Genomic DNA, 23,557 nt, shown 5'->3' on the forward strand with positions numbered 1-23,557 from the left:
TACGTCGACCTGGCATAGGCTTAGACGGCCTCGTTGGACTCGTCCTCGAACGCTGCGAACAATGGTTCATCTTCAACGATTTCGGCTTCTGCGATTACAGCGTAATCCATCAGGCCAGCCGCGATTTCACGCAGTGCCATAACGGTAGGCTTGTCATTTTCCCAGGCCAGCTTTGGTTCTTTGCCGCCGGTTGCCAGTTGACGGGCACGCTTGGTAGAGAGCATGACCAGCTCAAAGCGGTTATCCACGTGTTCTAGGCAGTCTTCAACGGTTACGCGGGCCATGGGTATTCCTCGTAGCAAATGCGGATACGCGATGCCCGGATGGGCGAGCGGACTCGATAGTTTACAAGCGGACAGCACCAGGCATCAAGCGGCAAGCCACCAACGGCATGCTTTTAACCTGTTGCCTGATGTCTGGAAACGACTCGATCAAGCCAGCAACTCCTGAAAAAGCTCGCTGTATTGCTCTTGCTGATGCTGCTGAGTCAGGCGATTGGCGCGGAATATTGCCTTGAGGTCTTCCAGTGCACCGGCAAAATCGTCATTGACCACAACGTATTCGTACTCGTTGTAGTGGCTCATTTCGCTGACCGCCTCACGCATTCGCGCTTCAATGATCTCGTCACTGTCCTGGCCACGATTGGTCAGACGCTGACGCAATGCCTGCTGGGTAGGCGGCAGAATGAAAATCGACCGGGCCTGCGGCATTTGTGCACGAACCTGCCGGGCACCCTGCCAGTCGATTTCCAGAATCAGGTCGTGGCCTTCGTCCAGGGTCTGCTGCAGGTGGCTCTGCGAGGTGCCGTACAGATTGCCGAAGACTTCGGCCTGCTCAAGAAAGTCACCGTGCTCGATCATGCGCACGAACTCGGCACGATCGACGAAGTTGTAGTTCACGCCGTTCACTTCGCCGGGGCGCATGGCCCGGGTGGTGTGCGAGACCGAGACGCGAATCTTCGCCTGCGCGCCGTGCTGAGGCTCTTGCTGGGCGTCCATCAGGGCCTTGACCAGACTGGTCTTGCCCGCGCCGGACGGGGCGGAAATGATATACAGGGTGCCAGTGATATGGGTCATGTCAGGTTCAGCCTTACTCAATATTCTGCACTTGCTCGCGCATTTGCTCGATCAACACTTTAAGGTTGACGGCAGCCTGCGTGCTGCGTGGGTCAAAGGCCTTGGAGCCCAGTGTATTCGCTTCACGGTTAAGCTCTTGCATCAGGAAATCAAGGCGCCGGCCTGCCTGACCGCCAGCCTTGAGCACGCGACGGACCTCGGTGACGTGTGTGCTGAGGCGGTCCAGCTCTTCGGCAACATCGCTTTTCTGTGCCAACAGAACCATTTCCTGCTCAAGGCGCTGCGGATCCAGTTCGGCTTTCATGTCGGCAAAGCGATCCAGTACTTTCTGGCGCTGAGTTGCCAGCATCTGCGGCACCAGGGTGCGCAGGGTGGCAACCTCCTCGACGATGGAAGACAACCGGTCATCAAGCAGTCTGGCCAGGTCTGCACCTTCGCGTCCGCGCCCGCTCTTCAATTCAGTCAGCGCATCATTGAACAGCTTCAGCGCCTCGGTGTTCAATACCTGTGGATCGCTGGCGTCGGCCACCAGTACGCCGGGCCATGCCAGAACTTCCAGGGGATTCAGGGCGGCAGGCTGTTTGATCAGGCCGGCAACCGATTCGGCTGCAGCGATCAACTGGCCTGCACGCTCAAGATCCACTTGCAGCGGTTTGCCGGCGGTTTCCTCGACAAAACGCAGTGTGCATTCAACTTTGCCACGCGACAGCCCCTGGCGTAGCGCTTCGCGAATCGCACCTTCCAGATCACGGAATGACTCAGGCAGGCGCAGGTGCGGCTCCAGATAGCGGTGATTGACCGAGCGCAGTTCCCAGCTCAGTGTGCCTTGGGCACCGGCTCGCTCTACGCGGGCAAAGGCAGTCATGCTGTGCACCATGGGAAGTACCTCTTATCGATTCAGGAGCGTGATTCAACCCATGAGTGCACAGGATCGGCGTTCATGGGTGTTGTGAAAGCCGACTGGCTGCAGAGGCGCAGGATTGTAGCGCAGTGCGGCGCAGGCTCCCAATCCGGCAGCGTTACAAGTGACGCAAGGCGTTCCTTGCGATCACGCCAGAGCGTCGAAAGCATTGATCCAGAGCCTGCTGTTCGTAGCAAATCGGCATTGGCGGCTTTTAGAGATGCCCAGCGGCAGCTGTGACCTCTATAATGCCCAGCAGTTTTCCGTCTCAGTACAGGTATCCCAGATGAAACGTCCAAGTGGTCGCGCCGCCGATCAGCTCCGCTCGATCCGCATCACCCGCAACTACACCAAACACGCCGAGGGTTCTGTACTGGTCGAGTTTGGTGATACCAAGGTGATCTGCACCGTCAGCGTCGAAAACGGCGTACCACGCTTCCTCAAGGGGCAGGGCCAGGGTTGGCTGACTGCCGAGTACGGCATGCTGCCGCGCGCGACCGGCGAGCGTAACCAGCGTGAAGCCAGTCGCGGCAAGCAGGGTGGTCGTACACTCGAAATCCAGCGCCTGATCGGTCGTTCGCTGCGCGCTGCGCTGGACATGTCCAAGCTGGGCGACGTGACCCTGTACGTCGATTGCGATGTCATTCAAGCGGACGGCGGCACTCGCACCGCGTCCATCACCGGCGCAATGGTTGCTCTGGCAGATGCGCTGAAGGTGATCAAGAAGCGCGGCGGCCTGAAAGGCGGCGACCCGCTCAAGCAGATGATCGCGGCCGTTTCGGTCGGCATGTACCAGGGTGAGCCAGTGCTCGACCTGGACTACCCCGAAGACTCGGCTGCCGAAACCGACCTGAACGTGGTCATGACCAGTGCAGGCGGCTTCATTGAAGTACAGGGCACAGCCGAAGGCGCACCGTTCCAGCCTGAAGAGCTGAACGCGATGCTCGCCCTGGCGCAGAAAGGCATGACCGAGCTGTTTGAATTGCAGCGCGCCGCGTTGGCCGACTGATATCCAGAAGGGGTCCGATAATGAGTGACAGCTTGCAACCGTTCAGCAAACCGCCCCAAAGCGCTCGCCAGTGGGCGATGTTCTGTCACTTGTCGGCGTTTGCCGGACTGATGTTTCCGTTCGGCAATCTGCTGGGCCCACTGATTATCTGGCAGTTGAAGAAAGACTCCGATCCGTTTATCGACGCGCAAGGCAAGGAGGCGCTGAACTTTCAGATCACAGTCGCCATTGCGGCCACCGTCAGCATGCTGCTGGTGCTGCTGATCATCGGCTTTGCATTACTGACGCTGGTGGGGATCGGAGCCGCAGTGCTTGCGATCATTGCCGGGATAAAAGCCAATGACGGCGTCGATTATCGCTATCCGTTCACTTTGCGCCTGATCAAGTAGCATCACTTCGGGCAACGCAAAAAGCCGACTTGAAGTCGGCTTTTTCGTGTGCACTGTTCGCCTGACGATCAGATAGTCAGGGTCCAGTCGTAGTCCACGATCAATGGCGCGTGCTGCGAGAAGCGCGGCTGACGCGGCAGGCGAGCGCTGCGTACGAAGCGGCGCAAGCCTGGGGTCAGTATCTGATAATCGAAGCGCCAGCCCAGATTCAGCATCTCGGCCTGTTCGTTATCCGGCCACCAGCTGTACTGATCACCTTCGCGGCTGACTTCACGCAGGGCATCGACATAGCCCATGGTGCCGACAATCTCGTCCATCCAGGCGCGTTCAGGCGCCAGGAAGCCAGGAGACTGCTGGCTGTCACGCCAGTTTTTGATGTCGAGCTTCTGCTGCGCGACATAGAGCGATCCGCAATAGATGTATTCGCGACGCTTGCGGCGTTGCTTGTCCATGTACTTGCCGAAATCGTCCATGAGCTTGAATTTCTGATTCAGGTCTTCATCGCCATTCATCCCTGACGGAAAGAGCAGGGTAGCGATACTGACCTTGTCGAAATCTGCTTGCAGGTAGCGCCCGTAGCGGTCGGCTGTCTCGAAACCGAGACCGCTGATTACCGCCTTCGGTTGCAACCGCGAATAAAGCGCCACACCACCCTGAGCGGGAACCTCGGCTTCGCAGGCATAGAGGAAGTAACCGTCCAGCTGAAAGGCTGGATCATCCAGTTCAAAGGTGGAGGCGCGGGTGTCCTGTAAGCAGATGACGTCGGCATTCTGAGCTTGCAGCCAGCTGAGCAAACCACGCTCGACCGCAGCCTGAATGCCATTTACGTTCACACTGATGATCCGCATAAATGGCCCCAAAAATCACGTGCGTGTATGATACCCGAGCTCTACCTAATTAGCTAAATCCGTGGTATCCGGAGCTTTTTCCATGCAAGCGTATCAGCGCGATTTCATTCGTTTTGCCATCGATCGCGGTGTTCTGCGCTTCGGTGAGTTCACTCTCAAGTCCGGGCGCACCAGCCCGTACTTCTTCAATGCGGGGCTGTTCAACACCGGTTCCGCACTGGCACAACTGGGGCGTTTCTACGCAGCAGCCGTGGTTGAAAGCGGTATTGCCTTCGACGTTCTGTTCGGGCCCGCCTACAAGGGTATTCCGCTCGCCTCGGCAACTGCCGTGGCGCTGGCCGAGCATCATGACCGTGATCTGCCGTGGTGTTTCAACCGCAAGGAAGCCAAAGCGCACGGCGAAGGTGGCAGCCTGGTGGGCTCCCCGCTGGCGGGCAACGTGCTGATTATCGACGACGTCATTACTGCGGGCACGGCGATTCGCGAGGTTATGCAGATCATCAAGGACCAGAGCGCGACTGCGGCAGGTGTCCTGATTGCCCTCAATCGCCAGGAGCGCGGCAATGGCGAGCTGTCGGCGATTCAGGAAGTCGAGCGTGACTTCGGAATTCCGGTGGTGAGTATCGTGTCGCTGAATCAGGTGCTTGAGTTCCTGGCCGACGATCCGCAGCTCAAGCAGCATCTGCCTGCCGTCGAAGCCTATCGCATGCAATACGGAATCTGAGGACGAGCCTATGGCAGTCAGCGGCACGGAGCGGGCTTCGGTTTCAGGCGTACTGAGCGTTTTGGGGTTCTGGCTGGCTCTTGGCATGCTTGCGCCCTTGCTCGCTCAAGCGGCTGATGCGCCTGAAGCTCGACTTTATCGCTACGTCGACAGCCGTGGCGTGACCGTGATCGATACGCAAGGCGTGCCGCCCGACTACGTTGCCAAAGGCTATGAAGTGCTCAATGGTCGTGGCCGGGTGATACAGGTCGTACCGCCCGCGCCGACTGCCGAGCAGATTCGCCAGTCCGAAGCAGACAAGCGCCAGGCCGCTGCGGATGCACAGCTGTTAAGCCTTTACAGCAGTGTCGATGAGGTGGACCGCGTCAAGGTCCGTAAACTGGCCGAGCTGGATGCGCTGATTGGCGTTGCTCAGGGCAATATTCAGGGGCTGGCGGCTCAGCAGCGCAATCTGCAAGGCCAGGCAGCCGACCTGGAGCGTGCGGGGCGTCCTGTTCAGCAGGGGCTGGTCGATCAGTTGAATGACTTGCGCGATCAGCAGCAGAAGCTGCAAACCGATATCGCCGGGTATCAGGCCGCACGGGTGAAAGCCGAAGCCGGTTTCGCCGAAGATCGCCTGCGCGTACAGCGGCTGACTCAATGACCGGACGCAGAGCGTCCAGAAGCGCATGCCCACGCCTGTTTTTGATTCTGGCCGAAGGCCGTAGGAGCGAACTTGTTCGCGAAAGGGGTCGAAGCCAGACACCTGTCGTTCCTCACGCTCCAGCGTGGGAACGATAATCAGCGATCATCATCAGCCAACAAAAAGGCCCCGTCAGCGTCAGCTCACGGGGCCTTTGGGTGTTACGCCTGAATCAATGCCGCTTGCGGTTGGTGATCTGGGTGCCGACACCGCTGTCGGTGAAGATTTCCAGCAGGACCGCATTGGGCACTCGTCCATCGATGATGTGCGAGCTATTGACCCCACCCTGAACCGCTTCCAGCGCGCAACGGATCTTCGGCAGCATGCCGCCGTAGATCGTGCCGTCGGCGATCAGGCCGTCGACCTGCTCGGTGGTCAGCCCAGTCAGGACTTCGCCCTGCTTGTTCATCAGGCCGGCGATGTTGGTCAGCAGAATCAGCTTCTCGGCCTTGAGGGCTTCGGCAACCTTGCCTGCGACCAGGTCGGCGTTGATGTTGTACGACTCGCCGTCCGGGCCCACGCCGATAGGCGCTATGACCGGAATGAAATCCCCTTTGACCAGCATGTTGAGCAGCCCGGTGTTGACCCCGACCACTTCACCGACCTGACCGATGTCGATGATTTCGGGCTTGGTCATTTCCGGCGTCTGGCGCGTGACGGTGAGTTTCTTCGCACGAATCAGCTCAGCGTCCTTGCCGGTCAGGCCGATCGCGCTGCCGCCGTGACGGTTGATCAGGTTGACGATGTCCTTGTTGACCTGGCCACCCAGCACCATCTCCACCACATCCATAGTCTGCGCATCGGTCACGCGCATGCCATCGATGAAGTGGCTCTCGATGGACAGGCGCTTGAGCAGATCACCGATCTGCGGCCCGCCGCCGTGAACCACCACCGGGTTGATACCCACCGCTTTCATCAACACGATGTCGCGCGCAAAGCCGGTTTTCAGCTCTTCGCTCTCCATGGCGTTGCCGCCGTACTTGATAACCAGCGTCTTGCCGACAAAGCGGCGAATGTAAGGCAGCGCTTCGGAAAGGACCTTGGCTACATTAGAGGCGGCATCACGTTCGAGGGTCATTCAGGGCTCCAGTCAAAAGGAAAAACAATCAAAATGGCAGGTCGAGATCCGGTGCAACTTTTTTCAGCTCAGCGTGGAACACGTCCTTGATGCGCTGCAACTCAGCCTCGGTTTCGGCCTCGAAACGCAGCACCAGTACCGGCGTGGTATTGGACGCACGGACCAGACCCCAACCCTTCGGATAGTCCACGCGGACACCGTCGATGGTGGTCAGTTTGGCGTCGCCCCACTGCGCGTCGGTTTCAAGGGCCTTGATGATGCTGAACTTGGTGACATCCGTCACCTTGACGTTGATTTCAGGCGTCGAAATATCGTTCGGGAAGGTTTCGAACAGGTCTTCGGCATTGGCTGACTCCTGGCTGAGGATCTCCAGCAGACGTGCCGCACTGTAGATGCCGTCGTCAAAACCGAACCAGCGCTCCTTGAAGAAGATGTGGCCGCTCATTTCACCTGCGAGCAGCGCGCCACTCTTTTTCATTTCTTTCTTGATCAGCGAGTGGCCGGTTTTCCACATCACCGGACGACCGCCATGTTCGCTGATCAGCGGAGTCAGGCGACGTGTGCATTTGACGTCGAAAATGATGTCGGCACCCGGGTTGCGCTTGAGCACGTCCAGCGCGAACAGCATCAACAGGCGATCCGGGTAAACCACATTACCCTTGTTGGTCACGACACCGACACGGTCGCCGTCACCGTCGAACGCCAGGCCCAGATCGGCACCGGTTTCCTTGACCTTGGCGATCAGATCCTGCAGGTTTTCCAGCTTGCCCGGGTCCGGGTGGTGGTTGGGGAAGTTGCCGTCCACTTCCGCGAACAGCGAGATCACTTCACAACCCAGCGCTTCGATCAGCTGCGGGGCGATCACGCCTGCCGCGCCGTTGCCGCAGTCGACCACGACCTTCAGCTTGCGGGCCATGACGATGTCGTCCTTGATCTGCTTGAAGTAGCGATCGAGGATGTCGACTTTAGTGATGCTGCCTTTCTGCGAAGTCAGGTTGTTGGTCTTGATACGCTCGTGCAGCGCCTGGATCTGCTCGTTGGCGAGGGTGTCGCCGGCGATGACGATCTTGAAGCCGTTGTAGTCCTTGGGGTTGTGGCTGCCGGTCAGCATCACACCGGTCTTGCCTGCCAGCACGTTAGCGGCGTAATACAGTGCAGGCGTCGGCACCAGGCCCACATCGCTGACATGGCAGCCGCTGTCGTGCAGGCCTTGAATCAGTTGCTGCACCAGTTCCGGGCCGGAAAGGCGACCATCGCGACCGACGCTGACGTTGGGTTCGTTCTGCGCCAGGCTTTCGGAGCCGATGGCGCGGCCGATCCAGTAAGCCGTTTCAGCGTTGAGAGTGTCCCCGACCACGCCACGGATGTCGTAGGCGCGGAAAATAGTCTCGGGAAGGTTGGGTGCCACGGATGCTGGGCTGTTCATAGCGAGGGGATGCTCCGATCTCAGGAAGTCCTGGTTTTCATCGAGAAGGTCGATATCAAGGATATCGGTATCTTGAAACAGTGGATCGGTCCAGTCGGTGCGTGATGCAGCCACTGTGGACGGAGCACTGCCTTTGACAATATCTGCATCGCGCTGCTCACCTGCAACCAACGCAGGCACTGCCTGGGGTTGACTGCGAAGCGAGACACGAGCAAGGGCCTGCGCCAGACCACTCAGGGCCGGGAGGCTCAAACCGAAGGGTTTGACGGCTTTTCCGCGTGAGAGTTCTTGGAGCAACTGATCCAGTTGTCGTGCGTCGGCGCAAATACGCCGTTGCAGAGCTCTCTCGCTGCGATGCAAGCCAAGCAGCACGCCCGCTGCAGCGATAACCAGCGCCAGCAGCAAAAGTACGACGGAAGGCGAAGTTTTCAGGCCGGGGCCGGGCGTGAATTCGAGTTTCCAGCCTGAATAGCCGGTATCGAACACCTGCTGTTTGCCGCCGTCGGCCTGACCGCGCTGCAGGAAAACCTGTGCAGGTCCGTTGCCAAACTGCTGGCTGAGCACCACCTGCCCGGCCTCGGCAGGCAGTGCCGGCAAGGCATTGAGCAAGCGCTGCAGGTCAAAGGCCAGCAGCAATGTGCCCACCACCGGCTGAGTTGGCGCGGCACGTACCGGCGCAGCACTGTAGATCAACCAGCGCTCGCCCACCTTGCGAGCCTCCGGGGCGACGACCTCGCCTTGTGCAGCCTTGTTGAGCATATCCAGCGTGGCAAAACTTACCGGCAACGCGCCCTGCGTATCGACGTCAGCCAGGCCTTTGGGGTAAAGCCGCGCGCCTGCCAGGCCGTCCCAGCGAGTGAAGCGATCCTGTGCTGCCAGCAATGCGTAGGCATCATTGCTCTGAAGCGTCTGTACAAGTGTTGCGCCGGAGGCGGCCGATTGAGTGTCGGCATTGATCTGCCGCAGCGCCAGGCCAATGGCTGCCGCCTGACTGCCGCCCCATGCCTGAACAAGCTGATCCTGCTGCTGGGGGCTGGATATCAGCGCAACCCAGACCAGCGCCGCGGCGATTATCAGGCCGATTGTCGCAGGCACAAGGCCTGGAGCAAGCCCTTTCAGGCCCGCTGCAGGGGGAGAGTTATCGGCCGCAATAGCATGTTTTGGAGCGCTGTGCTGACTGCCTTTCACCGACCTCTCCCTGAGCCTTTTTCCAAACCCGGATTATTTGCCGAATGACGATTAATGGCTGCCGGAGTGGCCGAAGCCGCCTGCGCCACGCTGACTTTCGTCGAATGCTTCAACCAGCTCGAAGTGCGCCTGCACCACAGGCACCAGCACCAGTTGCGCAATACGCTCGCCCACCGCGATGTTGAATGCAGTCTGGCCACGGTTCCAGCACGACACCATCAATTCTCCCTGATAATCGGAGTCGATCAGACCCACCAGGTTACCCAGCACGATGCCATGTTTGTGACCCAGGCCGGAGCGCGGCAGGATCAACGCGGCAAGGCCCGGATCGCCGATGTAAATCGACAGGCCGGTAGGGATCAGCAGGGTCTGGCCGGGCTCGAGGACGGTATCCTCCTTGAGCATGGCACGCAGGTCCAGGCCTGCCGAGCCAACAGTGGCGTAGGCCGGGAGTGGAAATTCGTTGCCAATGCGAGGGTCGAGGATCTTGGCTTGTAGAGCGTGCATTCGTAGTTAAACCTGATTCATGCGGTCGGCGATAAAAGTGATCAGCTGGCGGGCAATCTTGGCCTTGCTGGTCTGGGCAAAAAGCGTTGCGTGCAACGCCCGGTCAATCACGCTGCAAGCGTTCTCTTCACTGTTGAAGCCGATGCTGGGGTTGGCGACATCGTTGGCGACAATCAGGTCCAGGTTCTTGTCCTTGAGCTTGCGGGCAGCATAGTCGAGCAGGTGTTCGGTCTCGGCGGCGAAGCCGACGCTGAAAGGGCGATCCGGGCGGGTTGCGATGGTCGCCAGAATATCCGGATTGCGGACCATCTGCAGCAGCAAGCCGTCACCGTTTGAGGGATCTTTCTTCAATTTGTGCGGGGCGACAACTTCCGGACGGTAGTCAGCCACCGCTGCCGAGGCGACGAACAGGTCACAGGGGATGGCAGCCTCGCACGCCGCCAGCATGTCGCGGGCGCTGACCACGTCGATGCGCGAGACGCGATCCGGCGTCGGCAGATTGACTGGCCCGGTGATCAGCGTGACGCGCGCACCGGCTTCCACAGCCGCTTCGGCCAGGGCAAAGCCCATTTTTCCGGAGCTGTGGTTGGTGATGTAACGCACCGGATCGATGTTTTCCTGGGTCGGGCCAGCGGTGATCAGCACATGCTTGCCGGTCAGGCTCAGGCGCTGGAAACAGTCCGCTGCGCACTGGGTCAGATCGTCGGCCTCCAGCATGCGACCGAAGCCGACATCGCCGCAGGCCTGACTGCCGGACGCTGGCCCAAACACACGAAAGTCACGCTCTTCAAGCTGCCGGGTATTGGCTTGCACTGAGGCGTCACGCCACATTGCCTGATTCATCGCCGGTGCGATGGCGACGGTGGCATCGGTTGCCAGCACGATGGTGGTCAGCAAGTCGTTGGCGATGCCTTGCGCCAGGCGCGCGATCAGGTCGGCGGTGGCCGGAGCGATCAGGATCAGGTCGGCCCATTTGGCCAGTTCGATATGGCCCATCGCGGCCTCTGCGGCCGGGTCGAGAAGGTCCAGGTGCACAGGGTGCCCGGACAGGGCCTGCATGGTCAGCGGCGTAATGAACTCTGCTCCGCCTTTGGTCATGACGACACGCACTTCAGCGCCCTGATCGCGCAGGCGGCGGACCAGCTCGGCGCTCTTGTAGGCCGCGATGCCGCCGCCGACGCCAAGAACGATGCGTTTTCGATACAGCCGCTGCATAGACCTGCCTTTTTGGTCGAGTGAATACGCGACGCCCATGACGCCTCCCCAGGCCAGGCCGTCGCGCAAAAAAGATGGGCTAAGATAGCACAGCGACTGCACCGCAACAGCGGTGCCCAATCACATGGAGGTGCTATGAGTATTCGCAGTTGGCCCGCGGCCGAACGCCCGCGGGAACGCTTGTTGGAGTTGGGAGCGGGGAGCCTTTCCGACGCCGAGTTGCTGGCTATCTTTTTACGCACTGGGGTGGCCGGAAAAAGCGCCGTAGACCTTGCCCGTCATCTTCTGAATCAATTCGACGGGCTCAGATCGTTACTGGATGCTGACCTGTCCACGTTTACCTCCCAACTCGGGCTGGGGCCTGCCAAATTTGCTCAGTTGCAGGCTGTCATGGAGATGGCGCGCCGGCACATGGCCGAGTCCTTGCGCCGTGACTCAGCGCTGGAAAACCCCACTCAGGTGCGCAACTACCTGAAGGCTCAGCTCAGACATGAACAGCATGAAGTTTTCGCCTGCCTGTTTCTGGACAACAAACACCGGGTCATGACCTTCGAGATACTGTTTCGCGGGACGATCAACGCCTCCTATGTGCATCCGCGCCAGGTGGTGAAGCGAGCGATGGCTCACAACGCCGCCAGCCTGATCCTCTGCCACAACCATCCTTCCGGCATCACCACGCCCAGCCGTTCCGACATAGACCTGACCAAGCGCCTCAAGGAAGCACTGATGCTGGTGGATGTTCATGTGCTGGACCACGTGATCGTGGGCGACGGCGAGCCACTGTCGATGGTCGAGCGCGGGTTGATGTAGCGCTCACGCGGGAACGATAGGGCGGGATTCGGCTTATCGTTCCCGCTCTCTGCGTGGTAATGCCGTTCTGGACGCTCTGCGTCCGGTCTTGTGGTGGGGCGTGCCAATGCAGGGCATTGGCACGCCAGTTACGCAGACGGGCCTAGGTCTGGCGATTTACTTGACCTGCACCTTGTAGAAATCCTGCCTGCCAAACGGGCTGACCTGATAACCCGTGACGTCCTTGCGTACCAAGGCTGCTGCGGTCGGGTGGGCGAGGGGTATCCACAGTGCCTGCTGTTGGATCTGTTGTTGCGCCGAATGGTACAGCTTGCTGCGTTCGCCCTGATCGCTGACGGACTTACCGTCGGTGATGAGCTTGTCCAGCGTCTTGTCGCAATAGCGGGCAAAGTTGGTGCCTGACTGCACGGCAGCGCAGGAAAACTGCGGCGTCAGGAAGTTATCCGGGTCGCCGTTGTCGCCCGCCCAGCCCATGAACAGCAGGTCATGTTCACCGGCCTTGGCGCGTCGAATCAGCTCGCCCCATTCAATGATCTTGATCTCGGCATCAATACCTATCTGTTTCAAGTCAGACTGCAGCAGTTGAGCGCCCAGACTCGGATTCGGGTTCAGCAGGCTGCCGGAAGGCCGGGTCCAGATAGTGGTCTTGAAACCATCCTTCAGACCGGCTTTGGCCAGCAAAGTCTTGGCCTTGGCGACATCGTGATGATAGCCGGGCAGGTCTTTGGCGTAGCTCCAGGTGTTGGGCGGATAAGGGCCATTGGCCGCCTCGGCGGTACCTTCGAACACGGCCTTCAGGTAATTGGCCTTGTCGAACGCCAGGTTGATGGCCTGACGAACTTCAGGCTTGTCGAATGGTGGGTGCTGACTGTTGATCGCGACAAACGCGGTCATGAATGCTTCAGTCTTCTCGACCTTGAGCGAGTCATCCTCGCTGGCCGCCTGAATATCCAGAGGCTTTGGCGAAAGCGCTATCTGGCACTCGTTCTGACGGACTTTCTGCAGGCGCACATTGGCGTCCGCTGTGATGGCATACACCAAGGTGTCGACATCAGACTTGCCGGCGAAGTAATCCTTGAACGCCTCATAACGCACCACGGCATCTTTCTGGAAGCGCTTGAACACGAACGGCCCGGTGCCGATCGGCTGGCTGTTGAGTTTTTCCGGCGTGCCGGCTTTCAGGAGTTGCGCGGTATATTCGGCCGAGTAGATCGACGCAAAACCCATGCTCAGCGTGGCCAGGAAGGTCGAGTCCGCCCGATTGAGTGTAAAGCGGACGGAGTGCGCGTCAGGCGCTTCGATGCTCTTGATCAGCGCGGGCAACTGCATGGATTGCGCATGCGGGAAGCCGCTCTGGGCAATCTTGTGCCACGGGTTCTGCGGGTCGAGCATGCGCTGGAAGCTGAACAGCACGTCATCGGCGCTCAGCTCGCGGCTCGGCTTGAAATAGTCTGTGGTATGAAATTTCACTCCGGAGCGCAGCTTGAAGTCGTAAGTCAGGCCGTCTTTGGATACGGTCCAGCTTTCTGCCAGGCTCGGTACCAGCTTGCCGCTCTGGGCATCGAAGTCCACCAGACGGTTCATCAGCACGTCGGCCGATGCGTTGGTGGTGGTCAGGGAGTTGTACTGCACAACGTCGAAGCCTTCGGGACTGGCTTCGGTACAGACCACAAGGCTCGACGCCTGGGCGGCAATCGGAAGCAGCAACGGAACAAGCAAAAAAGGGAGTGCAGCTAGGCGCATGGCGTTATTTCCTGTTCAGAAAGGGCCCCATCTGCCGGCGCAGTCTGGTGAGGGACTAACCCTAGACCATGTACTGGCGTAGAACAATCGTCTCGGCGCGACGAGCGGTCGATTTGCCTGTGCCCCCGCATTGCTTGAGCATACCGCCGCGCAGAGCGGATTCATTCGGGTCAAAGTGCTTTGCCTGTTGTTGCGTCCAAGGGTTTCTGGTATAAAACAGCGCTCTTTTCTAGGGGCCCGGTTCCTTCACTGTAGGTGTAGCCGGTAAGACCCTTAAAGAAACGCGGCGCCTGGCGCCAAATGACTGAGAGATTAAGCGGCCAACCCATGCCGGGTTGGGCATGTGGTTTTAGAGGGCTGAGGCATGTCGAGAGTATGTCAAGTTACCGGTAAGGGTCCGGTGACTGGGAATAACATTTCCCACGCAAACAACAAAACCCGTCGTCGTTTCCTGCCAAACCTGCAGCATCACCGCTTCTGGGTTGAAGGCGAGAAGCGTTTTGTTCGTCTGCGCGTATCTGCTAAAGGCATGCGTATCATCGACAAGCGTGGCATTGAAGTTGTGCTCGCTGAACTGCGTCGCGACGGCAAAATTTAAGGGAGAGAATCATGCGTGAATTGATCCGTTTGGTGTCGAGCGCTGGTACAGGCCATTTCTACACCACCGACAAGAACAAACGTACTACCCCGGATAAAATCGAAATCAAAAAATTCGATCCGGTTGTACGCAAGCACGTGATCTACAAAGAAGGCAAAATCAAGTAATTGATTCTGTCAGCTACAAAAAAACCCGCCTCGGCGGGTTTTTTTGTGTCTGCGCTCCTGGCATAGCTGCAAGAGCAGTACTTATTTATCCGCAGCGGCTTCAAACACCACATAAATCTTGCGGCATGTTTCCAGCACCTCCCAAGTGCCCTTGAAGCCGGCTGGAATCACGAAACGGTCGCCTGCGCGCAGGGTTTTCGCGTTGCCCTGCTCGTCGCGCAGGACTGAAACACCCTGCACAATCTCGCAATACTCATGCTCCGAGTAATTCACCTGCCACTGCCCGGGCTCGCCATTCCAGACCCCCGCGCTCATCTGTCCGCAGGGGCTGTTGTAGTGGTTGTAGAGGGTTTGTGCCGGATCGCCCTTAAAGACCTTTTCCGGTGCAGGGCGATAGTGCTCGGCGGCGGTGCTCGCTTCACTGAAGTCGACGATGCTTTCGATGCTCATGATGGGCCCCTTGTCCTGAATGCGTTGAGGGTTTGACGTGCGTGCTGTGCGTTAGTGCCTCGGCGCGCGTGCGGAGCTGTTTAATAAAATCAACATAAAAGCACCGTAGCGGCTATTTATGTCAAATATATTGGTTTTGTCGGGCCGCTGGTTTAGGGTAACGGCCTTCCTGAAAAATTTCAGATTGTGTCTTTAATCAACCATGACACACCCACATTCAACAAGAGGAGGACATGCAAATGACCACCCTGACTCGTGCTGACTGGGAGCAACGCGCCCAGCATTTGAAGATCGAAGGCCGTGCCTTCATTCAAGGTGAATACACCGCAGCCTCCTCCGGCGAGACGTTTGATTGCATCAGCCCGGTCGATGGCCGGATGCTTGCCAAGGTCGCCAGTTGCGACACCGCTGACGCGCAACGCGCTGTCGACAGTGCGCGCAGCGCCTTCAACTCGGGTGCCTGGTCGCGACTGGCTCCGGCCAAACGCAAGGAAACCATGATCCGTTTCGCCGGGCTGCTCAAGCAAAATGCCGAAGAGCTGGCCCTGCTTGAGACTCTGGACATGGGCAAACCGATTGGCGACTCGTTCGGTGTCGACATCCCCGGTGCTGCCAGAGCCCTGAGCTGGAGCGGCGAAGCCATCGACAAGCTGTATGACGAGGTCGCCGCAACGCCTCATGACCAATTGGGCCTGGTTACCCGAGAGCCGGTCGGCGTCGTCGCCGCCATCGTGCCGTGGAACTTCCCGTTGATGATGGCTTGCTGGAAGCTTGGTCCTGCACTGTCCACCGGCAATTCCGTGATCCTGAAGCCGTCGGAGAAGTCTCCGCTGACCGCCATTCGTATTGCGCAACTGGCCATCGAGGCAGGCATACCTGCGGGCGTGCTCAACGTATTGCCGGGTTACGGTCATACCGTCGGCAAGGCGCTGGCGCTGCATATGGACGTGGATACCGTGGTGTTTACCGGTTCGAGCAAAATCGCCAAACAACTGATGATTTACGCAGGCGAGTCGAACATGAAACGCGTCTGGCTGGAAGCCGGTGGCAAAAGCCCGAATATCGTCTTTGCCGACGCGCCGGATTTGCAGGCCGCCGCCGAAGCAGCCGCCAGCGCAATTGCTTTCAATCAGGGCGAAGTCTGCACTGCCGGTTCTCGGCTGCTGGTCGAGCGCTCTATCAAGGAACGCTTCCTGCCGATGGTGCTTGAGGCATTGGCCACCTGGAAGCCCGGCAATCCGCTGGACCCTGCGACCAACGTGGGCGCGCTGGTCGACACCCAGCAGATGAACACAGTGCTGTCTTACATCGAAGCCGGTCACGCCGAGGGTGCCAGACTGGTTGCAGGCGGCAAGCGCATTCTGCAGGAGACCGGCGGCACGTACGTCGAACCGACCATTTTCGACGGCGTGAACAACGCCATGAAGATCGCCCAAGAGGAGATCTTCGGCCCGGTACTTTCAGTGCTGACGTTCGACAGCGACGAAGAGGCGATACAGATAGCCAACGACACGCCTTATGGCCTGGCTGCTGCCGTGTGGACCGCCAATATCTCCAGAGCACACCTGACCGCCAAGGCACTGCGCGCGGGCAGCGTATGGGTCAACCAATACGACGGCGGCGATATGACTGCCCCGTTCGGTGGCTTCAAGCAGTCAGGCAACGGTCGTGATAAATCGCTGCATGCCTTCGACAAATACACCGAGCTGAAATCCACCTGGATCAAGCTGTAAGTCAGGAGCGCGACACCTATCGTGCCGACGCTCCAGCGTCGGTACGCCGTTCTGGACGTTCGGCGTCCGGTCTTGCGTTTGCGGCGCGGCGTAGATTTGTGACGCGGAGCGTCACGCAAGGCATTCCCACGCTGGAGCGTGAGGAACGATAACCTTAACTATCGTGCGACGCTCCGCGTCCTGGCTTGCGTTTGCGGCGTGGCGCAGATTTGTGACGCGGAGCGTCACGCAAGGCATTCCCACGCTGAAGCGTGAGGAACGATAACCTTAACTATCGTGCGACGCTCCGTGTCCTGGCTTGCGTTTGCGGCGTGGCGCAGATTTGTGACGCAGAGCGTCACGCAAGGCATTCCCACGCTGGAGCGTGAGGAACGATAACCTTAACTATCGTGCGACGCTCCGCGTCCTGGCTTGCGTTAGCGGCGTGGCGCAGATTTGTGACGCGGAGCGTCACGCACGGCATTCCCACGCTGGAGCGTGAGGAGCGATAACCTCAACTATCGTGCGACGCTCCGCGTCGCATGCCGTTCTGGACGCTCTGCGTCCGGTCTTGATTGCGCCGTTAGGGCAGCAGGAGCTTGATAATGCGTTGGGGTACTTATTTTGCCGTGCTGGCGTCCGTGTTGGGCGTCGGGCTGGCAATGGGCGTCAGCATGCCGCTGGTTTCATTGCGTCTGGCAGACTGGGGCTACGGCTCGTTTGCCATTGGCATCATGGCGGCGATGCCTGCGGTGGGTGTGCTGGTGGGTGCGGCGCTGGCCAGTCGTCTCGCCGCGCGCTTCGGTACCGCCAAGCTGATGCGCCTGTGCCTGTGGGGCGGCGCCGTTTCGGTCGGCGCACTGGCGCTGCTGCCGTATTACGGAGTCTGGCTGGTCTTGCGCTTGGCGCTCGGGGTGATTCTGACCATCGTCTTCGTGCTGGGTGAAAGCTGGATCAACCAACTGGTGATCGAGCGTCTGCGCGGACGGCTGGTAGCGCTGTATGGCAGCACTTACGCCTTGAGCCAACTGGCTGGCCCGCTGTTACTGGGCGTTATCGGCACTCAGGCCGACTACGGCTTCTGGATTGGCGTGCTGCTACTGGTCGGCTCTCCGTTCCTGCTGCTGGGTCGCACGGGTGCGCCATCGACTGAATCCTGCAACGTGACCTTCACTGATCTGGCGGGCTTCTGTCGCGGCATGCCCGCTATCGCCTGGGCAGTGGCGCTATTCGCTGCATTCGAAGCCTTGATCCTCACGCTGCTGCCGCTCTACTGCATACGCCACGGGTTCACCCCGGAAGTCGCCCTGATCATGGTCAGTGTGGTGGTGATAGGTGACGCGTTACTGCAGCTGCCGATCGGCATGCTCGCTGATCGCGTTTCGCGCCGCGCAATGTTTACCGGATGCGCCGTTTTGTTGCTGGCGTCCAGTCTGCTGGTGCCGTTACTGATCGATACCGTTCTGATCTGGCCGCTCTGGACAGTGTTCGGCGCCAGTGCTGGCGGGCTGTTTACCCTGTCGCTGATCCTGATCGGCGAGCGTTACCGAGATGATTCACTGGTCCGCGCCAATGCGCATGTCGCTCAACTGTGGGGCATCGGTTGTCTGATCGGGCCCCTGATAGCGGGCGCGGGCAGTCAGTGGGTCAGCGGTGAGGCCTTGCCGTTGCTGATGGCGGCAGGTGCCTTTGGCCTGCTGATTCTGATCAGGCGACGTGGAGCGTTCGGGGTTGCCCAGGCTGCGCCCGCCTAAAGCATTCTTTCCAGGCCGATGGCACGGCTCATCCACGCGTTGAAACGCCGCCACCAGTCACCGGGTTCGGTATGCAGCGTGTGGATCTGGCCATTGTCTTCGGTCACCCACACCACTTTGCCATCCTCCAGCTTTGCCTGGTAAGTGAGCGAGGGAGCCATACCCTGAAGCGTCAGTTCGCGCAGCTCTTCGGCCAGTTGCGGACTGTCGACCAGCACGCCGACTTCAGTGTTCCATAGCACAGAACGCGGGTCAAAATTGAATGAGCCGACAAAGACTTTCTGCCGATCGAAGATCATCGCCTTGCTGTGCAGGCTTGATTCCGAACTGGCCAATGAGCTGCTTTTCTTGAACAAATGCGGGCCGCTGCCGCGCATGGTTTCGGTATCGCCAGGCTGGCGGCGCAGTTCGAACAGCTTCACGCCATGCTCCAGCAGCGCCTTGCGGTAAGGCGCGTAGCCGCCATGCACGGCAGGAACGTCGGTGGCTTCCAGTGAATTGGTCAGCAGGCTGACGTTGACGCCGGCATCGGCACGGCCGGTCAGGTACAGCAAACCTTCCTGACCCGGTACAAAGTACGCCGAAATCAGCATCAGTTCCTTGCGAGTGTTCAGCAGCTCGGGGGCCAGTTGCGTGGTCAGTAGCAGGTGCGGATCCGGGTCTCCCTGCGCCAGTACCTTGGTCGGCGCGTCCCACAATGCCTGGTTGTGCGCCCAGACCAGCTCGTTGAGCCAGGTCTTCATGCGTGGCTGAGTCTTGTAGGCCATCAATCGCTCATACAGAGCCTTGTGTTGCTGATGCGCCTGCTCCAGTGAATCGTCCAGTCGCTGCCGCGCCTGGGCCAGATCCTCACCGTCGGGCAGGAAGTACATGAACGCATCAATGGGCTTGCTGAGCGTGCTGTTCCAGTATTGATCGAAGCTGTGGCCGAGCTGTTCGGCGACCGGTCCCACGCTTAGCATGTCGATATCGGTGAAGTTCAGGTTCGGCTCGGCGTCGAAGTATTCATCGCCCAGATTGCGCCCGCCAACGATGGCCACACTGCCGTCGGCCAGCCACAGTTTGTTGTGCATGCGCCGGTGCTGACGCGACAGGTTCATCAAACGCCCCAGGCTGCGCGTGATGCCGGTCTCGCGCCCCAGATTTTGCGGGTTGAACAGGCGAATCTGAATGTTCGGGTGCGCGGCGAGGGTGGCGATGGCCTGATCCAGCCCGTCGCTGGTGGTGTCGTCCAGCAGGATGCGCACCCGCACGCCACGGTCTGCCGCTTTGAGCAGTTCGTCGATCAGAGCGCGCGTGCTCAGGCCGTCATGGACGATGTAATACTGCAGGTCGAGGCTGCTTTTGGCGTTACGGATCAGCTCGGCGCGCGCCTTGAATGCATCGCTGCTGTCGGGCAGCAGGCGAAAGCCGGAACGCCCGTCGTGGGGCATCGCCATGGCTTGAATAGAGCGGCCGAAAGCAGAACTCGAGGGCGGCATGGCCTGGCTTGGCTCGCTGGCAAGTTGCTGATGTGCGCAACCGCTGACGCACAGTGCAACCAGCAGGCAAAAGGGCAAGGCCCATGAGTTATTCAAATTGATCTTCCGCGTCTGTACATGGCTCGACTTGGCGTTATGACCCGAAAAACCGGGAAAGATTTGCCAGCGTCAGTCAGTTTGCGCATTCAGTAGTGCAATTGTCTCGCCCACGATACGCACAGCGTTCTCGATTTCGCGGCTCGGTTTGGCCGCGAAGTTCATGCGCATGCAGTTACGGTACTTGCCCGAGGCGGAAAAAATACTGCCCACCGCGATCTGTACACCCTTGTCCAACAGCGCGCGGTTCAGGCGCAGCGTGTCGAAGCCTTCGGCCAGTTCCACCCACAGCATGAAACCGCCTTGCGGGCGGCTGGCGCGGGTGCCTTCGGGAAAGTAGCGCATCACCCAGTCGATCATCTGGTCGCGACTGCGCTGGTATTGGGTTCTCATGCGCCGTACATGCGGCTCGTAATGGCCGCCTTCGATGAAGTCGGCGATGGCCAACTGGGGCTGCGGTGCAGTCGAGCCGGTGCCGATGTATTTCATGTGCAGCACCTGCTCCAGATACCGCCCCGGCGCTACCCAGCCAATCCGCAGGCCGGGTGCCAGGGTCTTGGAAAACGAGCTGCACAGCAGGACACGACCGTCTTCATCGAAGGATTTGATGGTGCGCGGGCGAGGGTAGTTGTAAGCAAGATCGCCATACACATCGTCCTCGATGATCGCCACATCGAAACGTTGCGCCAGCGTCAGCAACGCACGTTTGCGGGCTTCGGGCATGACGTAACCCAGCGGGTTGTTGCAATTGGGCGTCAGCTGAATGACCTTGATCGGCCATTGCTCAAGGGCCAGTTCCAGCGCCTCGAGGCTAATGCCGGTCAATGGGTCGGTGGGGATTTCGAGGGCCTTCATGCCCACACCCTTGAGCGTCTGCATGGCGCCGAAGAAACTGGGCGAGTCCACCGCAACGATGTCACCCGGCGAGCAAATGGCACGGACGCTCGCTGACAGCGCTTCATGGCAGCCATTGGTGACGATCTGGTCATTGGCGGTCAGGTTGCAGCCCGAGTCGAGCATCAGCCGGGCGATTTGCTCACGCAGCCTGCGCACGCCGTAGATGTTGTCGTAATACAGTCCCGGCATGTCTTGGTGGCGACTCAACTGACTCAGCGCACGCATCAACGGTTTCAGGGTAGGGCTGGTGGCATCGGGCATGCCGCGCCCCAGTTGCGTGACCGCTTCGAGAGGTGCCACCCGAATCAGGTCCAGCACCTGATCCCATTGAGAGATATCCACAGGCCGCTGGACGGGTCGCCCGACAGCAGGCAGTGCAGGTGCCGCTCGACTGACCGATACGAAATAGCCGGATTTGGGTTTCGGCGCTGCCAGGCCGTTGTCCTCCAGCACCCGATACGCTTGCTGCACGGTGCTCAGGCTGACGCCATGTTCGACACTTAACGCGCGCACCGATGGCAGGCGGTCGCCAGGGCGGTAGAAGCCGTTTTCGATCCGCGAGCCGAGCAGTTCGGCGAGGTTGACGTAAAGCGTCATGACGTACTCTCAGGATGGTGAGCGTGGTATAGCAATACAGATTGGGCAAAAATATAGCATTCAGTGCTGTTTTCGCCTCATCTGTATGGAAAATATAACCTGTTTTTGAATCTGTAATGGTTTGGCCGTTCGTTTCATCATAGACCCACACCCACCCAGGATGAGGGAAACGGAAATGAACGGGTTCAGCGATGTACGCCTTGCGCTTCACAGCCAGGAATTGAATGACTATCGGCCAACTGCGGTCAGAACGGTCCGCTCAAACAAGGCCGATCTGTTGGCGGGCATGGGTCGCTGGGCGCTGTATCGTCACCGCTGGGCCTCTCGCCGCACCTTGCTGGAGCTGACGGACGATCAGTTGCGCGACATCGGGCTGGATTTCCAGCAGGCGCGGGTCGAAGCGATGAAACCGTTCTGGAGGCCCTGAGCCTTTCAGCGCAGCTCTTTGAGCCGGTGCCAGAGCATGCCCAATGCCAGTAACGGCGAGCGCAAGTGTTTACCGCCCGGAAAGGTCATGTGTGGCACTTTGGCGAATAACTCGAAGCCATCGCTGTGTTGCCCGGCGATGGCTTCGGCCAGCAAGCGACCTGCAAGATGTGTCGCGTTCAGACCATGCCCCGAGTAAGCCTGAGCATAAAACACGTTGGGGTGCTGCTTGAGCTGGCCAATTTGCGGCAGGCGATTGGCACCGATGCCGATCATCCCACCCCACTGGTAATCGATCTTCACTGAAGCCAGTTGCGCAAACACATCGAGCATCTTCGGCCGCATGTAAGCGGCGATGTCCCGTGGGTCGCGGCCCGAATAGTGACAGGCGCCCCCGAACAGCAAACGCCGATCCGCTGACAGCCGGTAGTAATCTACAGTCACGCGCTGATCACAGACCGCCATGTCCTGCGGCAACACTTCCCGGGCCTGAGCCTCGCTCAAGGGTTCGGTCGCGATGATGTAACTGCCCGCGGGCAATACCTTGCCGCTTATTTCCGGATTCAGATCGTTGAGGTAAGCGTTGCAGCCCAGCACCAGCGTTTTCGCCAGCACCGCCCCCTGAGCCGTATGCACTTTGACCTGCGGGCCGTAGTCGATTCTCGTCACTGCAGAATGTTCGAACAACCGAACGCCCAATGACTGCGCTACGGCAGCTTCTCCCAAAGCCAGATTCAACGGGTGCAGATGTCCGGAACCCATGTCGATCAAACCGCCGACGTAACGGTCGGAGCCTACGACACTGCGCATCTGATCGGCTTGCAGCAACTTAAGCTCATGACGGTAACCCAGGCTGCGCAGTTCATCGGCATCTTCGGCAAGGCTGTGCAGGTCGCGCGGCTTGTTGGCCAGGTCGCAATAACCCCATTTCAGGTCGCAATCGATAGCGTGCCGCTCGATGCGCTGACGCACGATATTGACCGCCTCAATGCCCAGCAGCTTCAGCTGCCGCACACCCTCGCTGCCGATGACATTGGCGAACTGCTCGACACCGTGGCCGACCCCGCGAATCAGCTGGCCGCCATTGCGTCCGCTGGCACCCCAGCCAATCCTGCGTGCCTCAAGCAACGCGACACTCAGCCCGCGCTCGGCCAGTTCGATGGCGGTGTTGAGGCCGGAAAATCCGCCGCCCACCACGCACACATCAACCTTCACCTCGCCTTGCAGCGCAGGGTAATCCGGTTGCGGATGGCTGCTGGCGGCGTAGTAGGAGGCAACATGCTGGTCGTCGTGAAGAGTCGGGTGCTGAACGCGGGCGTTCATGAGCGGGTCCTGTCGGTGGCGGTTTGCGTGTGGGGAGGATAAGCCGCTGTCATGAGCCTGCCAACTGGGGCAAACTCAGCGCATTGTGTAGGAATGGTTGATTCAATGAGCTGCAACCGTCAGAAAATAAGTGATCTGCGCCGCCAGATTCCCTCGTTCGAGTGTGTACCTGGCTGCCACGACTGCTGCGGCCCGGTTACCACGTCGCCCGAAGAAATGTCGCGCCTGCCGCGCAAGACTGCCGCCGAACAGGACGCCGCGCTCGATGAGCTCAATTGCGTGCACCTTGGCCCGCAGGGCTGCACCGTGTATGACGAACGCCCGTTGATCTGCCGCCTGTTTGGCACCACCGACAGCCTGCCATGCCCGAATGGCCGTCGCCCGGTCGAACTGATTCACCCGCGGGTAGAGAAGCAGATACACGAATATATGGCTTCCACCCGACAAGTGCTGGTCTAGC

At 59.5% G+C, this 23,557-nt stretch carries 24 protein-coding genes; 11 read left to right on the top strand and 13 right to left on the bottom strand.

The window, feature by feature from the left end; genetic code table 11:
* Window positions 1-20: 20 nt before the first annotated feature.
* The 3 genes from rpoZ to FFH21_RS00740 form a co-directional block, all read right to left on the bottom strand.
* Window positions 21-284, bottom strand: a complete 264-nt coding sequence (gene rpoZ / locus FFH21_RS00730) for a DNA-directed RNA polymerase subunit omega (RefSeq protein WP_002551500.1) — start codon at window positions 282-284, stop codon at window positions 21-23.
* 147 nt (window positions 285-431) lie between these two features.
* Window positions 432-1,076, bottom strand: coding sequence for a guanylate kinase (gmk, locus tag FFH21_RS00735; protein ID WP_002551501.1), 645 nt, complete (start codon window positions 1,074-1,076; stop codon window positions 432-434).
* A 13-nt stretch (window positions 1,077-1,089) separates the two neighbouring features.
* Complete coding sequence (locus tag FFH21_RS00740; protein WP_002551502.1) at window positions 1,090-1,953, bottom strand: YicC/YloC family endoribonuclease; 864 nt, start codon at window positions 1,951-1,953, stop codon at window positions 1,090-1,092.
* Between the two features lie 310 nt (window positions 1,954-2,263).
* On the opposite strand from FFH21_RS00740, the gene rph reads away from it, so the two are divergent.
* Both rph and FFH21_RS00750 read left to right on the top strand, forming a co-directional pair.
* A complete protein-coding gene (gene rph, locus FFH21_RS00745) occupies window positions 2,264-2,986 on the top strand; it encodes a ribonuclease PH (RefSeq protein ID WP_004655361.1) in 723 nt (240 codons plus the stop codon).
* A 20-nt stretch (window positions 2,987-3,006) separates the two neighbouring features.
* Window positions 3,007-3,375: a DUF4870 domain-containing protein gene (locus FFH21_RS00750; RefSeq protein ID WP_003313990.1), complete on the top strand. Its 369-nt coding sequence runs from the start codon at window positions 3,007-3,009 to the stop codon at window positions 3,373-3,375.
* A gap of 68 nt (window positions 3,376-3,443) precedes the next feature.
* On the opposite strand, the gene FFH21_RS00755 is transcribed toward FFH21_RS00750, so the two are convergent.
* On the bottom strand, window positions 3,444-4,223 hold the full coding sequence (locus FFH21_RS00755; protein ID WP_002551505.1) for an exodeoxyribonuclease III: 780 nt from the start codon (window positions 4,221-4,223) through the stop codon (window positions 3,444-3,446).
* 82 nt (window positions 4,224-4,305) lie between these two features.
* On the opposite strand from FFH21_RS00755, the gene pyrE reads away from it, so the two are divergent.
* Both pyrE and FFH21_RS00765 read left to right on the top strand, forming a co-directional pair.
* A complete protein-coding gene (gene pyrE / locus FFH21_RS00760; RefSeq protein ID WP_011167386.1) occupies window positions 4,306-4,947 on the top strand; it encodes an orotate phosphoribosyltransferase in 642 nt (213 codons plus the stop codon).
* Between the two features lie 10 nt (window positions 4,948-4,957).
* Window positions 4,958-5,590 (top strand): hypothetical protein, encoded by a 633-nt coding sequence (locus tag FFH21_RS00765; RefSeq protein WP_004655357.1) that lies wholly within the window; start codon window positions 4,958-4,960, stop codon window positions 5,588-5,590.
* Between the two features lie 211 nt (window positions 5,591-5,801).
* Here the strand turns inward: FFH21_RS00765 and argB are convergent, their stop codons facing one another.
* From argB to coaBC, 4 genes are read right to left on the bottom strand one after another with little or no spacing between them, the layout of a single operon-like run.
* Complete coding sequence (argB, locus tag FFH21_RS00770) at window positions 5,802-6,707, bottom strand: acetylglutamate kinase (protein WP_002551508.1); 906 nt, start codon at window positions 6,705-6,707, stop codon at window positions 5,802-5,804.
* 28 nt (window positions 6,708-6,735) lie between these two features.
* Complete coding sequence (locus FFH21_RS30815) at window positions 6,736-9,321, bottom strand: phosphomannomutase/phosphoglucomutase (protein ID WP_041924390.1); 2,586 nt, start codon at window positions 9,319-9,321, stop codon at window positions 6,736-6,738.
* Window positions 9,322-9,372: 51 nt separating this feature from the next.
* A complete protein-coding gene (gene dut / locus FFH21_RS00780; protein WP_005731629.1) occupies window positions 9,373-9,828 on the bottom strand; it encodes a dUTP diphosphatase in 456 nt (151 codons plus the stop codon).
* Window positions 9,829-9,834: 6 nt separating this feature from the next.
* Entirely contained in the window at window positions 9,835-11,043 is a 1,209-nt protein-coding gene (gene coaBC / locus FFH21_RS00785) for a bifunctional phosphopantothenoylcysteine decarboxylase/phosphopantothenate--cysteine ligase CoaBC (RefSeq protein ID WP_004655348.1), read from the bottom strand.
* A 135-nt stretch (window positions 11,044-11,178) separates the two neighbouring features.
* Between coaBC and radC the strand changes: the two genes are divergently transcribed.
* Window positions 11,179-11,853 (top strand): DNA repair protein RadC, encoded by a 675-nt coding sequence (gene radC, locus FFH21_RS00790; RefSeq protein WP_002551512.1) that lies wholly within the window; start codon window positions 11,179-11,181, stop codon window positions 11,851-11,853.
* Between the two features lie 156 nt (window positions 11,854-12,009).
* Here the strand turns inward: radC and FFH21_RS00795 are convergent, their stop codons facing one another.
* Window positions 12,010-13,596, bottom strand: a complete 1,587-nt coding sequence (locus tag FFH21_RS00795) for an ABC transporter substrate-binding protein (protein ID WP_011167388.1) — start codon at window positions 13,594-13,596, stop codon at window positions 12,010-12,012.
* A gap of 364 nt (window positions 13,597-13,960) precedes the next feature.
* On the opposite strand from FFH21_RS00795, the gene rpmB reads away from it, so the two are divergent.
* Together rpmB and rpmG are read left to right on the top strand one after the other, a co-directional pair.
* Complete coding sequence (gene rpmB, locus FFH21_RS00805) at window positions 13,961-14,194, top strand: 50S ribosomal protein L28 (protein ID WP_002551514.1); 234 nt, start codon at window positions 13,961-13,963, stop codon at window positions 14,192-14,194.
* Window positions 14,195-14,205: 11 nt separating this feature from the next.
* On the top strand, window positions 14,206-14,361 hold the full coding sequence (gene rpmG / locus FFH21_RS00810) for a 50S ribosomal protein L33 (protein WP_002551515.1): 156 nt from the start codon (window positions 14,206-14,208) through the stop codon (window positions 14,359-14,361).
* Between the two features lie 81 nt (window positions 14,362-14,442).
* Here rpmG and FFH21_RS00815 read toward each other — a convergent pair whose 3' ends face one another.
* A complete protein-coding gene (locus FFH21_RS00815; protein WP_004666557.1) occupies window positions 14,443-14,811 on the bottom strand; it encodes a cupin domain-containing protein in 369 nt (122 codons plus the stop codon).
* A gap of 239 nt (window positions 14,812-15,050) precedes the next feature.
* On the opposite strand from FFH21_RS00815, the gene FFH21_RS00820 reads away from it, so the two are divergent.
* Both FFH21_RS00820 and FFH21_RS00830 read left to right on the top strand, forming a co-directional pair.
* Window positions 15,051-16,544 (top strand): aldehyde dehydrogenase, encoded by a 1,494-nt coding sequence (locus FFH21_RS00820; RefSeq protein ID WP_004666556.1) that lies wholly within the window; start codon window positions 15,051-15,053, stop codon window positions 16,542-16,544.
* 584 nt (window positions 16,545-17,128) lie between these two features.
* Complete coding sequence (locus FFH21_RS00830) at window positions 17,129-18,277, top strand: MFS transporter (RefSeq protein WP_004666555.1); 1,149 nt, start codon at window positions 17,129-17,131, stop codon at window positions 18,275-18,277.
* Here FFH21_RS00830 and FFH21_RS00835 read toward each other — a convergent pair.
* Together FFH21_RS00835 and FFH21_RS00840 are read right to left on the bottom strand one after the other, a co-directional pair.
* Window positions 18,274-19,854 carry a phospholipase D family protein gene (locus FFH21_RS00835; protein ID WP_011167389.1) on the bottom strand — a complete coding sequence of 527 codons (1,581 nt, stop codon included), beginning with the start codon at window positions 19,852-19,854 and terminating at the stop codon, window positions 18,274-18,276. The genes FFH21_RS00830 and FFH21_RS00835 overlap by 4 nt on opposite strands.
* Window positions 19,855-19,926: 72 nt before the next feature.
* Entirely contained in the window at window positions 19,927-21,348 is a 1,422-nt protein-coding gene (locus FFH21_RS00840; protein ID WP_011167390.1) for a PLP-dependent aminotransferase family protein, read from the bottom strand.
* 175 nt (window positions 21,349-21,523) lie between these two features.
* Here FFH21_RS00840 and FFH21_RS00845 point away from each other — a divergent pair, with 175 nt between their 5' ends.
* The gene (locus FFH21_RS00845; RefSeq protein WP_004655331.1) at window positions 21,524-21,775 is read left to right on the top strand and encodes a DUF1127 domain-containing protein; all 252 of its coding nucleotides are present in this window, start codon (window positions 21,524-21,526) and stop codon (window positions 21,773-21,775) included.
* 5 nt (window positions 21,776-21,780) lie between these two features.
* Here FFH21_RS00845 and FFH21_RS00850 read toward each other — a convergent pair whose 3' ends face one another.
* Window positions 21,781-23,097 (bottom strand): FAD-binding oxidoreductase, encoded by a 1,317-nt coding sequence (locus FFH21_RS00850; RefSeq protein ID WP_011167392.1) that lies wholly within the window; start codon window positions 23,095-23,097, stop codon window positions 21,781-21,783.
* Between the two features lie 105 nt (window positions 23,098-23,202).
* On the opposite strand from FFH21_RS00850, the gene FFH21_RS00855 reads away from it, so the two are divergent.
* Window positions 23,203-23,556 carry a YkgJ family cysteine cluster protein gene (locus FFH21_RS00855; protein WP_004655325.1) on the top strand — a complete coding sequence of 118 codons (354 nt, stop codon included), beginning with the start codon at window positions 23,203-23,205 and terminating at the stop codon, window positions 23,554-23,556.
* The last annotated feature ends 1 nt before the right edge of the window (window position 23,557 follow it).

The organism is Pseudomonas sp. KBS0707, assembly GCF_005937945.2.
Lineage (GTDB): Bacteria > Pseudomonadota > Gammaproteobacteria > Pseudomonadales > Pseudomonadaceae > Aquipseudomonas > Aquipseudomonas amygdali.

Excerpts from the sequence above, each read along its gene's own strand:
- rpoZ (WP_002551500.1), bottom strand. The coding sequence starts at position 284 with ATGGCCCGCGTAACCGTTGAAGACTGCCTAGAACACGTGGATAACCGC.
- gmk (WP_002551501.1), bottom strand. The coding sequence starts at position 1,076 with ATGACCCATATCACTGGCACCCTGTATATCATTTCCGCCCCGTCCGGC.
- FFH21_RS00740 (WP_002551502.1), bottom strand. The coding sequence starts at position 1,953 with ATGGTGCACAGCATGACTGCCTTTGCCCGCGTAGAGCGAGCCGGTGCC.
- rph (WP_004655361.1), top strand. The coding sequence starts at position 2,264 with ATGAAACGTCCAAGTGGTCGCGCCGCCGATCAGCTCCGCTCGATCCGC.
- FFH21_RS00750 (WP_003313990.1), top strand. The coding sequence starts at position 3,007 with ATGAGTGACAGCTTGCAACCGTTCAGCAAACCGCCCCAAAGCGCTCGC.
- FFH21_RS00755 (WP_002551505.1), bottom strand. The coding sequence starts at position 4,223 with ATGCGGATCATCAGTGTGAACGTAAATGGCATTCAGGCTGCGGTCGAG.
- pyrE (WP_011167386.1), top strand. The coding sequence starts at position 4,306 with ATGCAAGCGTATCAGCGCGATTTCATTCGTTTTGCCATCGATCGCGGT.
- FFH21_RS00765 (WP_004655357.1), top strand. The coding sequence starts at position 4,958 with ATGGCAGTCAGCGGCACGGAGCGGGCTTCGGTTTCAGGCGTACTGAGC.
- argB (WP_002551508.1), bottom strand. The coding sequence starts at position 6,707 with ATGACCCTCGAACGTGATGCCGCCTCTAATGTAGCCAAGGTCCTTTCC.
- dut (WP_005731629.1), bottom strand. The coding sequence starts at position 9,828 with ATGCACGCTCTACAAGCCAAGATCCTCGACCCTCGCATTGGCAACGAA.
- coaBC (WP_004655348.1), bottom strand. The coding sequence starts at position 11,043 with ATGCAGCGGCTGTATCGAAAACGCATCGTTCTTGGCGTCGGCGGCGGC.
- radC (WP_002551512.1), top strand. The coding sequence starts at position 11,179 with ATGAGTATTCGCAGTTGGCCCGCGGCCGAACGCCCGCGGGAACGCTTG.
- FFH21_RS00795 (WP_011167388.1), bottom strand. The coding sequence starts at position 13,596 with ATGCGCCTAGCTGCACTCCCTTTTTTGCTTGTTCCGTTGCTGCTTCCG.
- rpmB (WP_002551514.1), top strand. The coding sequence starts at position 13,961 with ATGTCGAGAGTATGTCAAGTTACCGGTAAGGGTCCGGTGACTGGGAAT.
- rpmG (WP_002551515.1), top strand. The coding sequence starts at position 14,206 with ATGCGTGAATTGATCCGTTTGGTGTCGAGCGCTGGTACAGGCCATTTC.
- FFH21_RS00815 (WP_004666557.1), bottom strand. The coding sequence starts at position 14,811 with ATGAGCATCGAAAGCATCGTCGACTTCAGTGAAGCGAGCACCGCCGCC.
- FFH21_RS00820 (WP_004666556.1), top strand. The coding sequence starts at position 15,051 with ATGACCACCCTGACTCGTGCTGACTGGGAGCAACGCGCCCAGCATTTG.
- FFH21_RS00830 (WP_004666555.1), top strand. The coding sequence starts at position 17,129 with ATGCGTTGGGGTACTTATTTTGCCGTGCTGGCGTCCGTGTTGGGCGTC.
- FFH21_RS00840 (WP_011167390.1), bottom strand. The coding sequence starts at position 21,348 with ATGACGCTTTACGTCAACCTCGCCGAACTGCTCGGCTCGCGGATCGAA.
- FFH21_RS00845 (WP_004655331.1), top strand. The coding sequence starts at position 21,524 with ATGAACGGGTTCAGCGATGTACGCCTTGCGCTTCACAGCCAGGAATTG.
- FFH21_RS00850 (WP_011167392.1), bottom strand. The coding sequence starts at position 23,097 with ATGAACGCCCGCGTTCAGCACCCGACTCTTCACGACGACCAGCATGTT.
- FFH21_RS00855 (WP_004655325.1), top strand. The coding sequence starts at position 23,203 with ATGAGCTGCAACCGTCAGAAAATAAGTGATCTGCGCCGCCAGATTCCC.